At 74.0% G+C, this 19034-nt stretch carries 2 protein-coding genes; both read right to left on the bottom strand.

Annotated elements, in window-relative coordinates; translation table 11 throughout:
- The coding region (locus ABD52_RS11465; RefSeq protein ID WP_053065364.1) for a type I polyketide synthase at positions 1 to 13218 on the bottom strand (13218 nt) is incomplete at its 3' end.
- Positions 13219 to 13262: 44 nt separating this feature from the next.
- Positions 13263 to 18857 (bottom strand): type I polyketide synthase, encoded by a 5595-nt coding sequence (locus tag ABD52_RS11460; RefSeq protein WP_047891794.1) that lies wholly within the window; start codon positions 18855 to 18857, stop codon positions 13263 to 13265.
- Positions 18858 to 19034 lie beyond the last annotated feature (177 nt).

The following is a 19034-nucleotide window of genomic DNA, read 5'->3' as shown; positions in this document are numbered from 1 at the left end:
ACCCCACACACCCCCACCCAACACACCCGGCAAATCCACCAAACCACCCCACCGCAACGGCACCTCCAAACCCACCACCCGACCCAAACCCCACACCGCAGAACCGTCCAGGTCGGTCAGAGGCTCGGAGTCGTCCACGGAGACGGCACCGCTGGTCAACCACCACAGCCGACCCTCGATTTCGGTGACTGCAAGCGCCTGCGCGACCGCCAGTGCCTCGACGACACCGGCGCCGGCCAGCGACATCAGCGAGATCATCCCGGCGACCGGTCCTGCGGCCGCCGAGGCGGCGGACAGCCGACGCGCGATCCCGTCCCGGTCCAGCTCGTCCAGCACCACGGGGATCATCTCGGCGCCCCGCTCCGCCAGCCCGGCCAGCAACGGGTGGTCCTCCTGGCCGGGGGCCATCAGCACCAGCCAGGAGCCGGTCAGGTTCTCGTTCCCGGTCACGTCCTGGCCCCGCCAGACCACGCGGTAGCGCCAGGAGTCCACAGTCGACCGCTGCTGTGCGGCCCGCCGCCACTGCGCGAGCTTCGGCAGGACCGCGCTGAACGGTTCGTCCGCGCCGACGCCCAGCTCGCCGCCGACCAGGTCGGGGTCGCCGGACTCCACGGCCGCCCAGAACCGCCCGTCGAGAGCTTCGCCGTGCGCGTCCCGGCGGGCCGCGGGCGCCGCCTCGGGCCAGTACCAGGTGTGGTCGAAGGCGTACGTGGGCAGGTCGACCACGCCCGGCCGGGCACCGGCCTGGCCGTGGTACGCAGCCCAGTCCACCGGCACACCCGCCACCCACAACTGCCCCAACGCCGACGTCAACACGCCGACTTCCGGCTGATCCCGCCGCGACGCCGCGACACACCGCACCCCGGCATCAGCGACGATCTCCGCCACCATCGCCGTCAACGTCGCATCCGGGCCGATCTCCAGGAACGTGTCCACGCCCTGCCACCGCAGAGCAGCCACCCCGTCGGCGAACCGCACGGGCTGCCGCACATGCCGCACCCAGTACTCCGGGTCAACCAACTCCAGCGGCTCCGCGACCGCGCCGGTCACGTTCGACACGATCGGCACCCGCGGCACCCGCCAGTCCAGCCCTGCCACCACCGACGCGAACTCTTCCAACATCGGCTCCATCAACCGCGAGTGGAACGCGTGACTGACCGAGAGTTCCTTCGTCCGCCAACCCCGCTCACGAGCGGTCGTCACCACCGAAGCCACCTCGCCGACGGCACCCGACACCACCACCGACGCCGGACCGTTCACCGCCGCCACGTCCACCGCCGCGCCGGTCACGCCGATCAGCTCGGCGACAGCCTCCTCCGACGCGCTGACCGCCGCCATCACCCCACCGGCCGGCAGGGCCTGCATCAACCGGCCCCGCGCCGCCACCAGGGTGCACGCATCCGCCAGGGACAGCATCCCGGACACGTACGCGGCCGTCACCTCACCGATCGAGTGACCGGCCAGGTAGTCGGCCCGCACACCCCACGACGCGAGCAACTCCCACAACGCCACCTCGACCGCGAACAGACCCGCCTGCGCGAACACGGTCTGATCCAACAGAGCCGCAGTCTCCGAACCCGTCTCCGCGAACACCACCTCGCGCAACGCACGCGGCAACAAACCATCGAAACAGGCGCACACCCCGTCGAACGCCGACGCGAACACCGGAAACGCGTCGTACAGCTCCCGGCCCATACCCACGCGCTGCGAACCCTGACCCGTGAACAACACCGCCCGACGACCCGCCGACACCACACCCGACAACCGACCCTCGGCCACCGCCGACAGACCAGCAACCAACTCGTCCACCGACGAGCCCCACACCACCGCGCGATGCTCCAACGCGGCCCGCGACGTCGTTAACGACCACGACACATCCACCGGCGACAGGCCACGACCACGCACGAACGACGCCAACCGCCCGGCCTGACCCGCCAGACCTCGCTCCGAACGACCCGACACCACCCACGGCACCGGCAGAGCCACGGAAGCGCCCCCGGCAGATGCCGGGGCAGACTCCGGCTCCGCCGCGACCTCGGGGACGGCCTCGGGCTCCGGCTGCTCCAGAATCACGTGCGCGTTCGTGCCCGAAATACCGAACGACGACACACCCGCACGCCGAGGACGCCCCACGCCCGGCCACTCACGCGCCTGGGTCACCAGCTCCACCGCACCCGACGACCAGTCCACATGCGACGACGGCGCATCCACGTGCAACGACGCCGGCACCACCCCATACCGCATCGCCAAGACCATCTTGATGACGCCCGCCACCCCCGCAGCGGCCTGCGTATGACCGATGTTCGACTTCACCGACCCCAACAACAACGGCACATCCCGACCCCGCCCATACGTCGCCAACAACGCCTGCGCCTCAATCGGATCACCCAACGACGTACCCGTACCATGCGCCTCCACCACATCCACATCAGCCGCCGACAAACCCGCAAACGCCAGAGCCTGCCGGATCACCCGCTGCTGCGACGGACCATTCGGCGCCGTCAAACCATTCGACGCACCATCCTGATTCACCGCCGAACCGCGCACCACTGCGAGGACCCGACGCCCGTCACGCCGCGCGTCCGACAGCCGCTGCACCACGAGCACCCCGACGCCCTCGCCCCACGCGGTGCCGTCCGCAGACTCGGCGAAGGCCTTGCAGCGGCCGTCCGCCGACAGCCCGCCCTGGCGGGAGAACTCGATGAAGGCGCCGGGGGTGGCCATCACGGTGACGCCACCGGCCAGGGCGAGGTCGCACTCGCCGGAACGCAGGGCCTGCACCGCCAGGTGCAACGCCACCAGCGACGACGAACACGCCGTGTCCACAGTCACCGCCGGACCCTCGAAACCGAACGAGTACGCCACCCGACCCGACAACACGCTCGCGGAGGCGCCGGTCGCGCCGAATCCGGCGAGCGCCTCCCCGGCCTGGCGTACGACGGTCTCGTAGTCCTGGCCGTTGGTGCCGGCGAACACCCCGACGCGGCTGCCGCGCAGCGCGAGGGGTTCGATCCGGGCGTCTTCGAACGCCTCCCAGGAGACCTCCAGCAGCAGCCGCTGCTGCGGGTCCATGGCGAGCGCCTCCCGCGGCGAGATGCCGAAGAACTCCGCGTCGAAGCCGCCCGCGTCGGCCAGGAACGCCCCGCGCGAGACGTAGGAGTCGGTGCCGGCCAGCGACTCCAGGTCCCAGTGCCGGTTGGCCGGGAAGTCCGACATCGCGTCGGCACCGGCCGTCAGCAGGTCCCAGAGCCCTTCCGGGGACTCGGCTCCGGCCGGGAAACGGCAGCCCATGCCGACGATGACGATCGGGTCGTCGCCCACGACGGGGCCGGTGGCGGCGGGGACGGGCAGCGCCTGCCCGCCGAGCAGCTCGGCGTGGATGTGGCCGGCCAGGGCGGTGGAGTTCGGGTAGTCGAAGGCGAGCGTGGTCGGCAGCGCGAGGCCGGTCGCCGCGTCGAGCCGGTTGCGCAGCTCGACGGCTGCCAGCGAGGTGAAGCCGAGGTCCTGGAACGCCCGGTCCGGCGCCACCCGCTCGGCGGACTCGTGGCCGAGCACGGCCGCGACCTCGGCACGCACGAGTTCGCCGAGGGCGCGCAGCTGCTCCGCACCGGACATCCCCGCCAGGCGCAGGCGCAGGTCGGCCGCCGGCACTGGGGCGTCGGCGGGCACCGCCGCGCCGGCCTCGGCCAGCAGGTCGCGGACCAGCGGGTGGGCGCGCCGAGGACCGGTGACGGCCACCCGGGCCCAGTCGATGTCGGCCACCACGAGGTACGTCTCGTCGCGGTCCAGCGCCCGGCTGAAGGCGCGCACGGCTGTCTCCGGCGCCATCGCGCCGAAACCGGTACGGCTGAGCCGCTGTTCGAAGTCGCCCGCGCTCACCCCGCCGTCGGCCCACAGGCCCCAGGCGAGCGAGGTCGCCGGCAGCCCCTCGGCGCGGCGGCGCTGCGCCAGGGCGTCGAGGAACGCGTTGCCCGGCGCATACGTGGCCTGGCCGGCGGCGCCCATGAGGCCGGCGAGGGAGGAGAAGAGGACGAAGGCGGAGAGGTCGCTGCCCCGGGTCAGCTCGTCCAGGTTGCGCGCGGCGTCGACCTTCGCCCGCAGGGCGGTGGCCAGCTGGTCGACACTCACGGCGTCGACGACGTTGTCGTCGAGGGCCGCGGCGGTGTGCACGACCGCGCTCAGTGGAAGCTCGGCGGGGATCGAGTCGAGCAGCGTCGCGAGCGCGGCCCGGTCGGCCACGTCGCAGGACGCGAGGGTGACCCGGGTGCCGAGCCCGGCGAGTTCCTCGGCGAGGGCGGTCGCGCCGGGCGCCTCGCCACCCCGCCGGCTGACCAGGAGGAGGTGTTCGGCTCCTTCGGCGGCCAGCGCGCGGGCGACGTGTCCCCCGAGTGCCCCGGTGCCGCCGGTGATCAGCACCGTGCCGCGCGGCGTCCAGGAACCGCGCGCACCGGTGTCGCCGTACGTCGCACGAACGAGCCGGCGGGCGTGGCCGCCGGTGCCGCGCAGGGCGATCTCGTCCTCCTGGCCGGTGCCGGCGATCAGCGTCCGGAGCATGCGCACGACGTCCTGGTCGGGCTGCTCGGGGAGGTCGACGAGCGCGCCCCACCGGTGCGGGTGCTCGGCGCGCAGCACGCTGCCGAAGCCCCACGCCATGGCCTGCACGGGGTCGACGTGCCGGTCCCGGGATCCGACGGAGACCGCGCCGCGGGTGGCGATCCAGAGCCGGGCGGTGATCCCGGCGTCGCCGAGCGCCTGCGCGAGCGCGACCGTGCCGGCGAGGCCCGTCGGCACGGAGGCGGCCCCGGCGTACGGCCGGGTGTCGAGGGCCAGCAGGGAGAGTACGGGCAGCACGTCCCCGTCGCGGCCGGTCGACGCCTCGGCGAGGTCGTGGGCGAGGCGCTTGCGGTCGCACGTGGCGTCGACCTCGACGATCCGCCCGCCGGCGGCGCCGAGGGCGGCGGCCCAGTCCGTCACGGCCGCGTCGGCGTCGGCCGGTACGACGAGCAGGAAGTCGGTCGCCTCGGCGCGGGCGGCGTCGTCCGTGAGCGGCTGCCAGGCCACCCGGTAGCGCCAGGAGTCGAGGGCCGCCTCGGCGTCCCGGCGGCGTCGCCAGGTGGACAGCGCCGGCAGCACGTCCGCGAGCGGGGCGTCGGCGTCGACGGCCAGGCTCTCGGCGAGGGTCGTCAGGTCCTCCGCCTCGATCGCCCGCCAGAAGTCCTCGTCGGCGGCGGTACGCCGGGCGGCGGGGGGACGGTAGGACCGCGTCGCGGCATTGATCCAGTAACGTCGATGGTCGAAGGCGTACGTGGGCAGGTCGACCACGCCCGGCCGGGCGCCGGTCTGACCGTGGTAGGCAGCCCAGTCGACCGGCACACCCGCCACCCACAACTGCCCCAACGCCGCCGTCACCGCAGCGAGCTCCGACTGGTCCCGCCGCGACGCCGGAACCCGCCGCACCCCCGCATCCGCGACGATCTCCGCCACCATCGCCGTCAACGTCGCGTCCGGCCCCACCTCCAGGAAGGTGTCCACCCCCAGCGCCCGCAACGCCACCACACCGTCGGCGAAGCGCACCGGCTGCCGCACGTGCCGCACCCAGTACTCCGGATCCACCAGCTCCAACGGGTCCGCCACGGAACCCGTCACGTTCGACACCACCGCGACGCGCGGCACCCGCCAGTCGAGCCCCGCCACCACCGACCGGAACTCCTCCAGCATCGGCTCCATCAGGCGGGAGTGGAACGCGTGACTGACCGCCAGTTCCTTGACCCGCCAACCCCGCTCACGAGCGGTCGCCACCACCGAAGCCACCTCGCCGACGGCACCCGACACCACCACCGACGCCGGACCGTTCACCGCGGCGACGTCGACCGCCGCTTCCGCAGCATCGATGATCCCCCGCACCGCGGACTCGGGCGCACCCACCGCCGCCATCACCCCACCGCTGGGCAGGGCCTGCATCAACCGGCCCCGCGCCGCCACCAACACACACGCATCCGCCAACGACAACATCCCGGACACGTACGCCGCCGTCACCTCACCGATCGAGTGACCCGCCAGGTAGTCCGCCCGCACACCCCACGACGCGAGCAACTCCCACAACGCCACCTCGACCGCGAACAACCCCGCCTGCGCGAACACGGTCTGATCCAACAGAGCCGCAGTCTCCGAACCCGTCTCCGCGAACACCACCTCGCGCAACGCACGCGGCAACAAGCCATCGAAACGGGCGCACACCTCGTCGAACGCCGACGCGAACACCGGAAACGCGTCGTACAGCTCCCGACCCATGCCCACACGCTGCGAACCCTGACCCGTGAACAACACCGCCCGACGACCCGCCGACACCACACCCGACAACCGGCCCTCGGCCACCGCCAACAGACCCGCCGCCAGCTCGTCCACGTCCGAGCCCCACACCACCGCCCGATGCTCCAACGCAGCCCGCGACGTCGCCAACGACCACGACACGTCCGCCACCGCAAGGCCGGACCGTTCCCGCACGAACGACGCCAACCGAGCCGCCTGACCCACCAGACCCCGCTCCGAACGCCCCGACACCACCCACGGCACCGGCAACCCGACGGGCGCGGCAGACGCCGCGACGTGCTCCGGCTCCGCCTGTTCGATGATCACGTGCGCGTTCGTGCCCGAGATGCCGAACGACGACACGGCAGCCCTGCGTGCGCGGCCCGCACCCGGCCACTCGCGCGCCTGGGTCACCAGCTCCACCGCACCCGACGACCAGTCCACATGCGACGAGGGCTCGTCCACGTGCAGCGTCGCCGGCACGGTCCCGTACCGCATCGCCAAGACCATCTTGATGACGCCCGCCACCCCGGCGGCGGCCTGCGTGTGACCGATGTTCGACTTCACCGACCCCAGCAGCAGCGCGTCCCGGTCGTCGCGGTCCTGCCCGTACGTGGCGAGCAGCGCCTGGGCCTCGATGGGGTCGCCCAGCGTCGTGCCCGTGCCGTGCGCCTCCACGACATCGACGTCGGCGACGCCCAGCCGGGCGTTCGCGAGGGCCTGGCGGATCACCCGCTGCTGCGAGGGGCCGTTCGGCGCCGTCAACCCGTTCGACGCGCCGTCCTGGTTGACGGCCGTGCCCCGCACGACCGCGAGGACCCGGCGCCCGTCGCGCCGCGCGTCCGACAGCCGCTGCACCAGCAGCACGCCGACGCCCTCGGACCAGCCCGTGCCGTCCGCCGCGTCGGAGAACGACTTGCACCGGCCGTCGGGGGCCATGCCCCGCTGGCGGGAGAAGTCGATGAACGTCTCGGGCGTCGCCATCACGGTGACACCACCGGCCAGCGCGAGGTCGCACTCGCCCGACCGCAGCGCCTGCACCGCCAGATGCAACGCCACAAGCGACGACGAACACGCCGTGTCCACAGTCACCGCCGGACCCTCGAACCCGAACGAGTACGCCACCCGGCCCGACAACACGCTGCTGGCGGTGCCGACGCCGAGGTAGCCGTCGAGGGCCTCCGGAACGTCGGCCAGCCCGGCGGCGTGGTTGTGGTACATCATGCCGGCGAACACGCCGACGGGGCGGCCCCGCAGCGCGAGCGGGTCGATCCGGGCGTCCTCGATGGCCTCCCACGCGGTCTCCAGCAGCAGCCGCTGCTGCGGGTCCATGGCGAGCGCCTCGTGCGGCGAGATCTTGAACAGGGTGGCGTCGAAGTCGCCGGCGTCGGCCAGGAAGCCGCCCTCGCGAGCGTAGCTGCTGCCCCGGCGCGCGCCGGACGGGTCGTACAGGTCGGCGACGTCCCAGCCACGGTCGGCGGGGAAACCGGTGATGCCGTCCCCACCGGCCACGAGGAGGTCCCACAACTGCTCGGGGCTGCGCACGCCGCCGGGGTAGCGGCAGCTCATGCCGACGATCGCGATCGGCTCGTCGAGCGCCGCGACGGCGGCGACCGGGGTCGCCTGAGCGTCGGCCCCGGTTCCGGTCTCGGCGTCCAGGTGGTCGGCGAGGGCGAGCGGGGTCGGGTGGTCGAAGACCAGGGTCGCGGGCAGGCGCAGGCCGGTGACCGCACCCAGCCGGTTGCGCAGCTCGACGGCGGTCAGCGAGTCGAAGCCCAGCTCGGTGAACGGGCGTCCGGCCTCGACGGCTGCGGCGTCGGCGTACCCCAGGACCGTCGCGACCTGGTCGAGGACGAGCCGCAGCAGGGCCGCGGCGCGCTCCTCGCGGTCGAGCCCGGTCAGCCGCTCGGTCAGCGCGGCGGTCTCCACCGGGCCGGAGCGCGCGGCGCGACGCCGGGGCGCCCGGACCAGGCCGCGCAGGACCGACGGCAGGGTGCCCGCCTCGGCCTGGGCGCGCAGCGCCGGCCCGTCCAGCACCATCGGCACCGTCGCGGGCAGGCCGGTGAGCAGCGCGGCGTCGAGGAGCGCCAGGCCGTCCGCCTCGGGAAGCGGCCGTACGCCCGCGCGGGCCAGCCGGTCGGTGTCGGCCCGGTCGAGGCCGGCTGTCATGCCGCCGCCCGACTCGGCCCACGGGCCCCAGGCCAGCGAGTGCGCGGGGAGGCCCGCGGCCCGCCGCCGGTGGGCGAGCGCGTCCAGGAAGGCGTTGGCCGCCGCGTAGTTGGCCTGGCCGGGGCTGCCGGTCACGCCCGCCGCCGACGAGTAGGTGACGAAGAGCGCGAGGCCGTGGGCGGCGGTCAGCTCGTGCAGGTGCGCGGCGGCGTCCACCTTCGGCCGGAGCACCTCGTCGAGGGCCTCGGGGGTGAGCGAGGTCAGGGTGCGGTCGGCCAGCACGCCCGCGGTGTGCACCACGCCGGTGAGCGGGTGCGCCGGGTCGATCCGGTCCAGCAGCGCGGCGAGGGCGTCGGGGTCGGCGGCGTCGCACGCCTCGACCGTCGCGGTGGCGCCCAGGTCGGCGAGATCGGCGAGCAGGTCGGCGGCGCCGGCCGCGGCGGGCCCGCGCCTGTTGGTCAGCACCAGGTGGCGGACCCCGTGCCGGGTGACGAGGTGGCGGGCGACGAGCGCGCCCAGGGCACCGGTGCCGCCGGTGACCAGCACCGTGCCGTCCGGGTCCAGCGCCGGCGCCGGCGCGTCGGGTTCCGGGGCGGCGACGAGCCGGGGCACCCGGACCACGCCGTCGCGCACCGCCGCTTGCGGCTCGTCGGCCGACAGCAGGCCGGCGAGGGCGGAGGCGGAGCTCTCCTCGTCGTCGAGGTCGACGACGAGGAACCGGCCGGGGTGTTCGGCCTGGGCGGACCGGAGCAGGCCCCACACGGCGGCGCCGGCCAGGTCGGCCACGTCGGCGTCGGCGTCCACGGCGACGGCGCCGCGGGTGAGGACCACCAGCCGGGATCCGCCGGTGTGGCGCTCGGCGGCGAGCCAGCCCTGGAGCACGGCGAGGACCTCGGCGAGCAGGTCGTGGACCGGGCCGGGGCCGGTCGCGGCAGCGCCGGCCGCCTGGTACAGCACGACGTCGGGCACCCCCGCGTCGCAGAGCGCGGCGAGCTCGGCGTGCCGGTCGGCGGTCACGCCGGCCGGCAGCGGCGCGGGGCGGTCGCCGAGCACCGCCCAGGTCGTGCGGTCGGGCGCGCCCACGCCGCCGGCGTGCCGGGGCCAGTCGAGGCGGAACAGCGCGCGGCGCCACGGGGATCCGCCGGCGGTGAGCTCCCCCGCCGGCAGGGGCCGCAGCACCAGGGAGCCGATCCGGGCGACGGGCGCACCGGTCGCGTCGGCGACCAGCATGGACACCGTGTCCGCACCGGTGGGGGTCAGCCGTACCCGCAGCGTGTCGGCACCGTGGGCGGACAGGGTCACGTCGGACCAGGCGAACGGCATCCGGGCCTCGCCGGGGTCGACGATGCCGAACCCGACCGCCTGCACGGCGGCGTCGAGCAGCGCCGGGTGCAGCCCGTACCCACCGGCGTCGCCGGCCTCCGGGTCGGGCAGCGCCACCTCGGCGTACACGTCGGTGCCGACCCGCCAGGCGGCGCGCAGCCCGGAGAAGGCCGGGCCGTACGCGAAACCGGCCCGCGCCGCCCGCCCGGTCAGCTCCGACACGTCCAGGGAGGTGGCGTCGCTCGGCGGCCACTGCGCCGGCGTGCCGATGTCCTCATCCGGCTCCGGGGTGAGCAGGCCGGTGGCGTGTCGCACCCAGATGTCGTCGGTGCCGGCGCGGCGGGCGTGGACGGTGAGCTGCCACGCTCCGCCACCGGCGCGTTCGGCGGCGACCTGCACGTCGACGCCGCCGGTCTCGGGCAGCACCAGCGGCGCCTGGAGGGTCAGCTCGGCGAGCCGTTCGGCGCCGACCTCCGCGCCGGCCTGCAGCGCCAGCTCCACGAACCCGGTGCCGGGCAGGAGCACGACGTCGCGCAGGGCGTGGTCGGCCAGCCAGGGCTGGGTCTCCACGGACAACCTGCCGGTGAGCGTCACCTCGTCGCCGTCGGCCGAGCGGAACACCGCGCCGAGCAGCGGGTGGCCGGTCGGGGTCAGCCCGGCGGCGGTCACGTCGGCGGGCTGCGGCAGGGGCAGCAGCCAGTAGCGTTCGCGCTGGAACGCGTACGTGGGCAGGTCGACCGGCACGGGCGGGCCGGCGAACAGGGCCGCCCAGTTCACCGGCACGCCCCGGGTCCACAGGGTGGCCGCGGCGGCCAGGGCGCTCGTCGCCTCGTCGTGCTCGGCGCGCAGCACGGGGACGCAGACCGCCTGGTCCGCACCGACGATCTCCTGGGTGAGCGCGCAGAGCACCCCGCCCGGTCCCACCTCGACGTACGCGCCCACACCCAGCTCACGCAGGGCGGTCACGGCGGCGTCGAAGCGGACCGTGTCGCGGACGTTGCGCAGCCAGTACGCCGGGGAGCACACCTCTTCGGGGTCGAGCACCGCTCCGGTCACCGTGGAGACCACGGGGATGCGGGGCGCGGCGAAGGCCAGTTGCCCGAGCACGTCGCCGAACGCGTCGAGCATCGGGTCCATGCGGGCGGAGTGGAACGCGTGGCTGACCCGCAGCCGCCTGGTGCTGCGGCCGAGGGCCGCGAAGTGCGCGGCGACCGCCAGCACGGCGTCCTCGTCGCCGGAGACGACGACGGACTCCGGGCCGTTGACGGCGGCCAGCCGGGCGCCGGCCGTCCCGGCGACGGTGGCCAGGTGCGCGTGCACCTCCGCCTCGGTGGCACGGATCGACACCATGGCGCCACCGGTGGGCAGCGCCTGCATCAGGGTGCCCCGGGCGGCCACCAGGCGGGCGGCGTCGGGCAGCGACAGGACGCCGGCGATGTGCGCGGCGGCCACCTCGCCGACCGAGTGCCCGGCCACGAAGTCCGGCACGACACCCCAGGACTCGACGAGCCGGTAGGCGGCGACCTCGACGGCGAAGAGCGCCGCCTGGGCGTACCCGGTGCGGTCGAGAACGTCGGCGGGGCCGTCGAGCACGCCGCGCAGCGGCCGGTCGAGGTGCTTGTCGAGCTCCGCGCAGGCGGCGTCGAAGGCCTCGGCGAAGGCCGGGAAGGCGGCGTACAACCGCTGGCCCATGCCGACGCGCTGGGCGCCCTGGCCGGTGCAGAGCACCGCGACGCGGGTGGGGCCGGCGACCCCGCGCCGCACGGACGCCGCCGGGACCCCGTCGGCCAGCGCGCCGAGCCCGGCGAGCAGCTCGTCCCGGTCGGCACCGAGCAGCACGGCCCGGTGTTCCAGGACGGACCGGCCGGTGGCCAGGGCCCGGCCCACGGCGGCCGGCGTGGCATCGGGGTGCTCGGCGAGCCAGGAGCGCAGCCGGTCGGCCTGAGCACCGAGCGCTGCGGCGCTGCGCGCGGAGACGACCCACGGCAGCGGGTCGGGGCCGGTGACGGCGTCGGTGGCCGGCTGCGGCGCGGGCGGGGCGGCCTCGACGATGACGTGGGCGTTGGTGCCACTGACGCCGAACGAGGAGACGCCGGCGCGCATGGGCCTCGTCGCGCTCGGCCATGGGCGCGGCTCGCGGAGCAGGCTCACCGCGCCGGCCGACCAGTCGACGTGCGGGGACGGCTCGTCGACGTGCAGGGTGCGCGGCAGGACGCCGTGACGCATCGCCATGACCATCTTGATGACGCCGGCGACGCCGGCGGCGGCCTGGGTGTGCCCGAGGTTCGACTTGATCGACCCGAGCCACAGGGGCTGGTCGTCGGCCCGGTCCCGGCCGTACGTGGCGAGCAGGGCCTGCGCCTCGATGGGGTCGCCGAGGCGGGTGCCGGTACCGTGGGCCTCGACGGCGTCCACGTCAGCCGGGGCGAGCCGGGCGTTGGCGAGGGCCTGGCGGATCACGCGTTGCTGCGACGGGCCGTGCGGCGCGGTGAGGCCGTTGGACGCGCCGTCCTGGTTGACCGCGCTGCCGCGCACCACGGCGAGCACCCGGTGGCCGTTGCGCTGGGCGTCGGAGAGCCGCTCCAGCAGCAGCAGCCCGGCACCCTCGCTCCAGCCGGTGCCGTCGGCGGTGGCCGCGAAGGACTTGCACCGCCCGTCCGGGGACAGGCCGCGCTGCCGGCTGAAGCCGATGAACGTGTCGGGGCTGGACATGACGGTGACGCCGCCGGCCAACGCGAGAATGCACTCGCCGGAGCGCAGCGCCTGCACGGCGAGGTGCAGCGCCACCAGTGAGGACGAGCAGGCGGTGTCGACGGTGACGGCCGGGCCCTCGAACCCGAAGGTGTACGAGATCCGGCCGGAGACGACGCTGCCGTGGTTGCCCGTGCCGACGAACGCCTCCACCTCCTGCGGTACGCCGTTGAGCCGGGAGACGTAGTCGTGGTACATGACGCCCGTGAAGACGCCGGTGCGGCTGCCCTTGAGCGAGTCCACGGCGAGGCCGGCCCGCTCGACCGTCTCCCAGGCGACCTCCAGCAGGAGGCGCTGCTGCGGGTCCATGGCCAGCGCCTCGCGGGGCGAGATGCCGAAGAACCCGCCGTCGAACTCGCCGGCGTCGTGCAGGAATCCGCCCTCGCGGGTGTACGACTTGCCGTGCGCGTCCGGGTCGGGGTCGTAGAGGTTCTCCACGTCCCAGCCCCGGTCCGCCGGGAAGGGTGTGACGGCGTCGACGCCGGACTCGACCAGCCGCCACAGCGCCTCCGGAGTCCGCACCCCGCCCGGGTAGCGGCAGCCCATCCCCACGATCGCGATCGGCTCGTGATTCTGCTCGTCGACTGCCCGCAGGCGTTCGCTGGTCTCGTGCAGGTCAGCGGTGACGCGCTTGAGGTACTCGCGGAGCTTGGCTTCGTTCGCCATCGGGTTGATCACCTGTCGCTAAGGGGCAAGCGGCGGACTCGTGCTCAGGATCGGCCGAACTTCTGATCGATGAAGTCGAACAGCTCGTCGTCCGAGGCGTCATCGAGGGCCTGGCTGACGTCGTCGGGCCGGGCGGTGGCGTCGCTCCACCGGGTGACCAGCGTCCGGAGGCGGACCGCCACGGCGGTACGCGTCTCGTCGTCGGCGGCCAGCCGCTCCAGCTCTTCCGGCGCGGTCGCGGCGAATGCGGCCTCCAGCCGGTCCAGCTCGGCGAGCAGGCCCGGTTCGGGCTCCGGCGGGACGGCGTCGACCAGCAAGAAGTCGGCGAGGGCGGCGGGCGTGGGGCAGTCGAAGATCAGGCTCGCCGGCAGCCGGATGCCGGTGAGGGCGGTCAGCCGATTGCGCAGCTCCACGGCCGTCAGCGAGTCGAAGCCGAGGCCGGTGAACGTCTGCCCGGACGGTACGACGGTGGCCGGCGGGTAGCCGAGCACCTCGATGACCTGCGCCTTGACCAGTTCCTCCACCAGCCGGCCGCGTTCCGCCTCGGGCGTGCCGGCGAGGCGCTGCGCGAAGGACGGACCGCCGTCGCCACCGCCCTCGACGACGCGTCGCCGGGCCCGGACCAGGCCGCGCAGCGGCGCCGGGAGCTGGCCGGCGTCGGCCTGGCGGCGCAGCGCGGCGAGGTCGAGCAGCGCCGGCACCAGGTGGGGGCGTCCACCGTGCAGGCCGGCGTCGAAGAGGCGCAGCGCCTGGCCGGTGTCGAGCGGGCTGAGGCCGTTGCGGCTCATCCGCTGCCGCTGGGCGGCGTCGAGTGCGCCCGTCATGCCGCTGTCCGCGGCCCAGAGGCCCCAGGCCAGGGACGTGGCGGCGAGGCCGGAGGCGTGCCGGTGCCCGGCGAGGCCGTCGAGGAACGCGTTCGCGGCGGCGTAGTTGCCCTGCCCGGGGCCGCCGAGGACGCCGGCGACCGACGAGAAGAGGACGAACATCGCCAGCGGCCGCGATCGGGTCAGCTCGTGCAGGTGCCAGGCGGCGTCGGCCTTGGCGGAGAGGACGGCTGACAGCCGGCCGGGGGTCAGCGCCGAGATCACCGCGTCGTCGAGGACGCCGGCGGCGTGCACCACGCCGGTGAGCGGGTGCTCGGCGGGAACGTCGTCCAGCACCGCGGCCAGGCGGTCCCGGTCCGCCACATCGGCGGCGACCAGGCGGGCCTGCGCACCCAGCGCGGTCAGCTCGGCGAGCAGCTCCGCGGCGCCGGGGGCGTCGGTTCCGCGGCGGCTGACCAGCAGCAGATGGCGCACCTTGTGCGTACTGACCAGGTGCCGGGCCAGCAGACCGCCGAGGGCGCCGGTGGCTCCGGTGACCAGGACCGTCCCGTCGGGGTCGAGGACGGCGGCCGGGACCGGTTCGAGGACGGCTGGCGCGAGCCGGGGCGTCAGGACCTGCTCGTCCCGGACCGCCAGTTGGGGTTCGCCGGTGGCGACCGCACGGGCCACCAGGTCCACCGTGCAGGACTCCGGCTGCCGCGCCTCGTCGAGGTCCACGAGCACGAAGCGGTCGGGGTGCTCGGCCTGGGCCGAACGCAGCAGGCCCCAGACCGCCGCGCCGGGCAGGTCGCCCGCACGGCAGGTGTCGCCGGCGGAGACGGCCCCGCGGGTCAGCACGACCAGCCGCCGCGCCGCCAGCCGGTCGTCGGCGAGCCAGCCCTGGACGGCGGTCAGCACTGCGGTGAGCCGGCTGCGCGTCGCGGCGGGGACCGGGGCGTGCTCGTCGTCGGCGTACGCGGCGAGCAGCACCAGTTCGGGGTCGATCCGGCCGGAGTCGACCGCCTCCGCCAGCTCGGCGAGCCTGTACCTGGCGATCTCGGACAGGTCGGACGGTGCGTCGCCGAGGAGCACCACCCGAACGGTCGCCGGGGTGCCCGGCCGCACGCTCTGCCAGCTGACGGCGTACAGCGAGTCGGCGGCGGAGTCACCGGCGCGCACCTGGTCGGCGGTGACGGGGCGAGAGACCAGGGAGTCTATCCGGGCGACGGGTGCGCCGGCCGGGTCGGTCAGGGTCAGGGTCACGCCGCCGCCGCTGCGCCGGGCGCGTACCCGCAGCGCGGTCGCGCCGACCGCCGAGAGGGTGACGCCGGTCCAGGCGAAGGGCAGGCGTACGCCGGAGGCATCCTCCCCGTCGGAGTCGAGCAGACCGACGATGTGCAGCGCCGCGTCCAGCAGGGCGGGATGCAGGCCGAAGCCGGCGACCTCGGTGCCGTCGGGCACCGCCACCTCGGCGCACACCTCGTCGTCGGTGCGCCAGACGGCGCGCAGGCCACGGAAGAGCGGACCGTACTCGACGCCCAGACGGGACAGTTCGGTGTAGATGCCGTCGACTGCGACGGCGGTGGCGGCGCTGGGCGGCCACGGCGCCGGATCGGACCTGTCGGGCTGCGGTACGGCCGGGGCGAGGATGCCCGCCGCGTGACGGTCCCACTCGCCGTCCGCGTCGGCGGCGGCTCGGGAGTGGATGGTGACCGTCCGGCGACCGTCCTCGTCCACCGCGCCCAGCTTCACCTGCATCGCCCGGGTGCCGTCCTCGGCGAGCGCCAGCGGGGCCTGGAGGGTCAGCTCGTCGAGGGTGTCGCAGCCGACCTGCGCGCCCGCGTGCAGGACCATCTCGACCAGGGCGGCGCCGGGCACCACCACCGAGTCCCAGACGACATGTTCGGCGAGCCACGGGTGTGTCAGTACGGAGAGTTCGGTGCCGAAGACCCGTACGTCGTCGTCGGCCACGCGTACGGCGGCGTCGAGCAGCGTGTGGTCGACGGGGCGGACGCCGAGCCCGGGCGCCGCCTCAGCCCCCGTAGTGGTGTTGAGCCAGTAGCGCTGATGGTCGAAGGCGTACGTGGGCAGGGCGATGGTGCGGGGACGTGCCCCGGCCGCCCGCTCGGGGCCGGACCCGTCGAGGGCGGTGAGGTATCCGGTCCAGTCGACGTGGCCGCCGGTGACGTACCACTCGGCGAGGGCGGCGCGCAGCGTGTCGGCCTCGGAGTGGCCGGCACGCATCGTGGCGACGTACCGCACGTCGCCGGCCGCCTCCACACAGTCCTGCGCCATGGCGGTGAGTACGGCGTCGGGGCCGATCTCGAGGAACTGCACGACGTCCTGCTGGTGGAGCGTGCGCACCGCGTCGGCGAACCGCACGGGCTGGCGTACGTGCCGGACCCAGTAGCCCGGGTCGGTGAGCTCGTCCGCCTCCGCCACCGCGCCCGTCACGTTCGACACGACCGGCACCCGCGGCACCCGCCAATCCAACCCGGACACCACCGACCGGAACTCATCCGACATCGGATCCATCAACCGCGAATGAAACGCGTGACTGACCGACAACTCCTTGACCCGCCAACCCCGCTCACGCGAGGCCGCCACCACCGAAGCGACCTCGCCGGCGGCACCCGACACCACCACCGACGCCGGACCGTTCACCGCCGCGATATCCACGCCCGCACCGGTCACGCCGATCAGCTCGGCGACAGCCTCCTCCGACGCGCCCACCGCCGCCATCACCCCACCGCTGGGCAGGGCCTGCATCAACCGGCCCCGCGCCGCCACCAGCACACACGCATCCGCGAGGGAGAGCATCCCCGCCACATACGCGGCCGTCACCTCACCGATCGAATGACCCGCCACAAAATCCGCCCGCACACCCCACGACGACAGCAACTCCCACAACGCCACCTCGACCGCGAACAGACCAGCCTGGGCAAAGACGGTCTGATCCACCAGGGCAGCCTCATCCGACCCCGCCTGCGCGAACACCACATCCCGCAACGCACGCGGCAACACACCATCGAAACAGGCGCACACCTCGTCGAACGCCGACGCGAACACCGGAAACGTCTCGTACAGCTCCCGGCCCATACCCGCACGCTGCGAACCCTGACCCGTGAACAACACCGCCCGACGACCCGCCGACACCACACCCGCCGACCGGCCCTCGGCCACCGCCGACAGACCAGCAACCAACTCGTCCACCGACGAACCCCACACCACCGCGCGATGTTCCAACGCCGCCCGCGACGTCACCAACGACCACGACACATCCACCGGCGACAGACCACGACCACGCACGAACGACGCCAACCGCCCGGCCTGACCCGACAAACCCCGCTCCGAACGACCCGACACCACCCACGGCACCGGCAAAGCCACGGAAGCGCCCCCGGCAGATGCCGGGGAAGACTCCGGCTCCGCCGCCACCTCGGCGACGGCTTCAGCCTCCGGCTGCTCCAGGATCACGTGCGCGTTCGTCCCCGAGATACCGAACGACGACACACCCGCACGCCGAGGACGCCCCACGCCCGGCCACTGCCGCGACTCGGTCACCAACTCCACCGCACCCGACGACCAGTCCACATGCGACGACGGCACATCCACATGCAACGACGCCGGCACCACCCCATACCGCATCGCCAAAATCATCTTGATGATCCCAGCCACCCCGGCAGCGGCCTGCGTGTGACCGATGTTCGACTTCACCGACCCCAACAACAACGGCACATCCCGGCCCTGCCCGTACGTCGCCAGCAACGCCTGCGCCTCGATCGGATCACCCAACGTCGTACCCGTACCGTGCGCCTCCACCACGTCGACGTCCGCCACACCCAACCCCGCGTTGGCGAGCGCCTGCCGGATCACCCGCTGCTGCGACGGACCGTTCGGCGCCGTCAAACCATTCGACGCACCGTCCTGATTCACCGCCGTGCCCCGCACCACCGCAAGGACCCGACGCCCCTCACGCCGCGCATCCGACAACCGCTGCACCAGCAACATCCCGACACCCTCGGCGAGCGCTGTGCCGTCCGCCGCGTCGGCGAACGCCCGGCACCGGGCCACCGGGGACAGGTTTCCCTGCCTGGTGAAATCGATGAACACTGCAGGGGTGGGCATGACCGTGACGCCGCCGGCCAGCGCGAGATCGCACTCCCCCGACCGCAGCGCCTGCACCGCCAGATGCAACGCCACAAGCGACGACGAACACGCCGTGTCCACAGTCACCGCCGGACCCTCGAACCCGAACGAATACGCCACCCGACCCGAGGCGATGCTGCCCGCGTTGCCGAGACCGAGGTAGTCCTCCACACCCGCCGGCGGGGTCTCCGGCGGATGCGCGTACCCGCTGTGGGTCATGCCGGCGAAGACTCCGGCCCGGGCGTTCTTCAGGCTGGTGGGGTCGATTCCCGCCGACTCGACGGCCTCCCACGAGGTCTCCAGCAGCAGCCGCTGCTGCGGGTCCATGGCGAGCGCCTCACGCGGCGAGACCTCGAACAGCCGGGAGTCGAACTCGGCGGCGTCGGCCACGAATCCGCCCTCGCGGACCGAGGAGGTGCCCGGCCGGGACCGCTCCGGGTCGTAGAGCGCGTCGAGATCCCAGCCACGGTCGGTGGGGAAGGAGGCGATCGCGTCACCGCCGGACGCGACGAGATCCCACAGTTCCTCGGCCGTGCGCACCCCGCCGGGGAACCGGCAGCCGATACCGACGATCGCGATGGGCTGCTGCGCGTCGGCCTCGACGTCCCGGAGCCGTTGCCGGGTCCGCCGCAGGTCGGCGGTGACTCTCTTCAGGTACTCCCGGAGCTTCTCTTCGGTGTCCATCAACCCAGCCCATCGCGATTCACGGCGGAGACTCGACGTAAGCGACGGTACGAATGCGCAGAAGTCTCAGGCGACACCTGTATCTGTCGTTCGGCTCGCTCGGCCGAGAGCCACGCAGATCCCCATCTGCCGGGAGAAGTTATTGGTTACGCGCGAGCGCGGACAACCCCTAACCAGGCA

The sequence above is a fragment of the Micromonospora sp. RV43 genome (assembly GCF_001029515.1).
In the GTDB taxonomy this organism is placed as follows: Bacteria; Actinomycetota; Actinomycetes; order Mycobacteriales; family Micromonosporaceae; genus Micromonospora; species Micromonospora aurantiaca.
The sequence above is the reverse complement of the archived record's forward strand: the minus strand, read 5'-3'. Positions and strand labels throughout refer to the sequence as shown.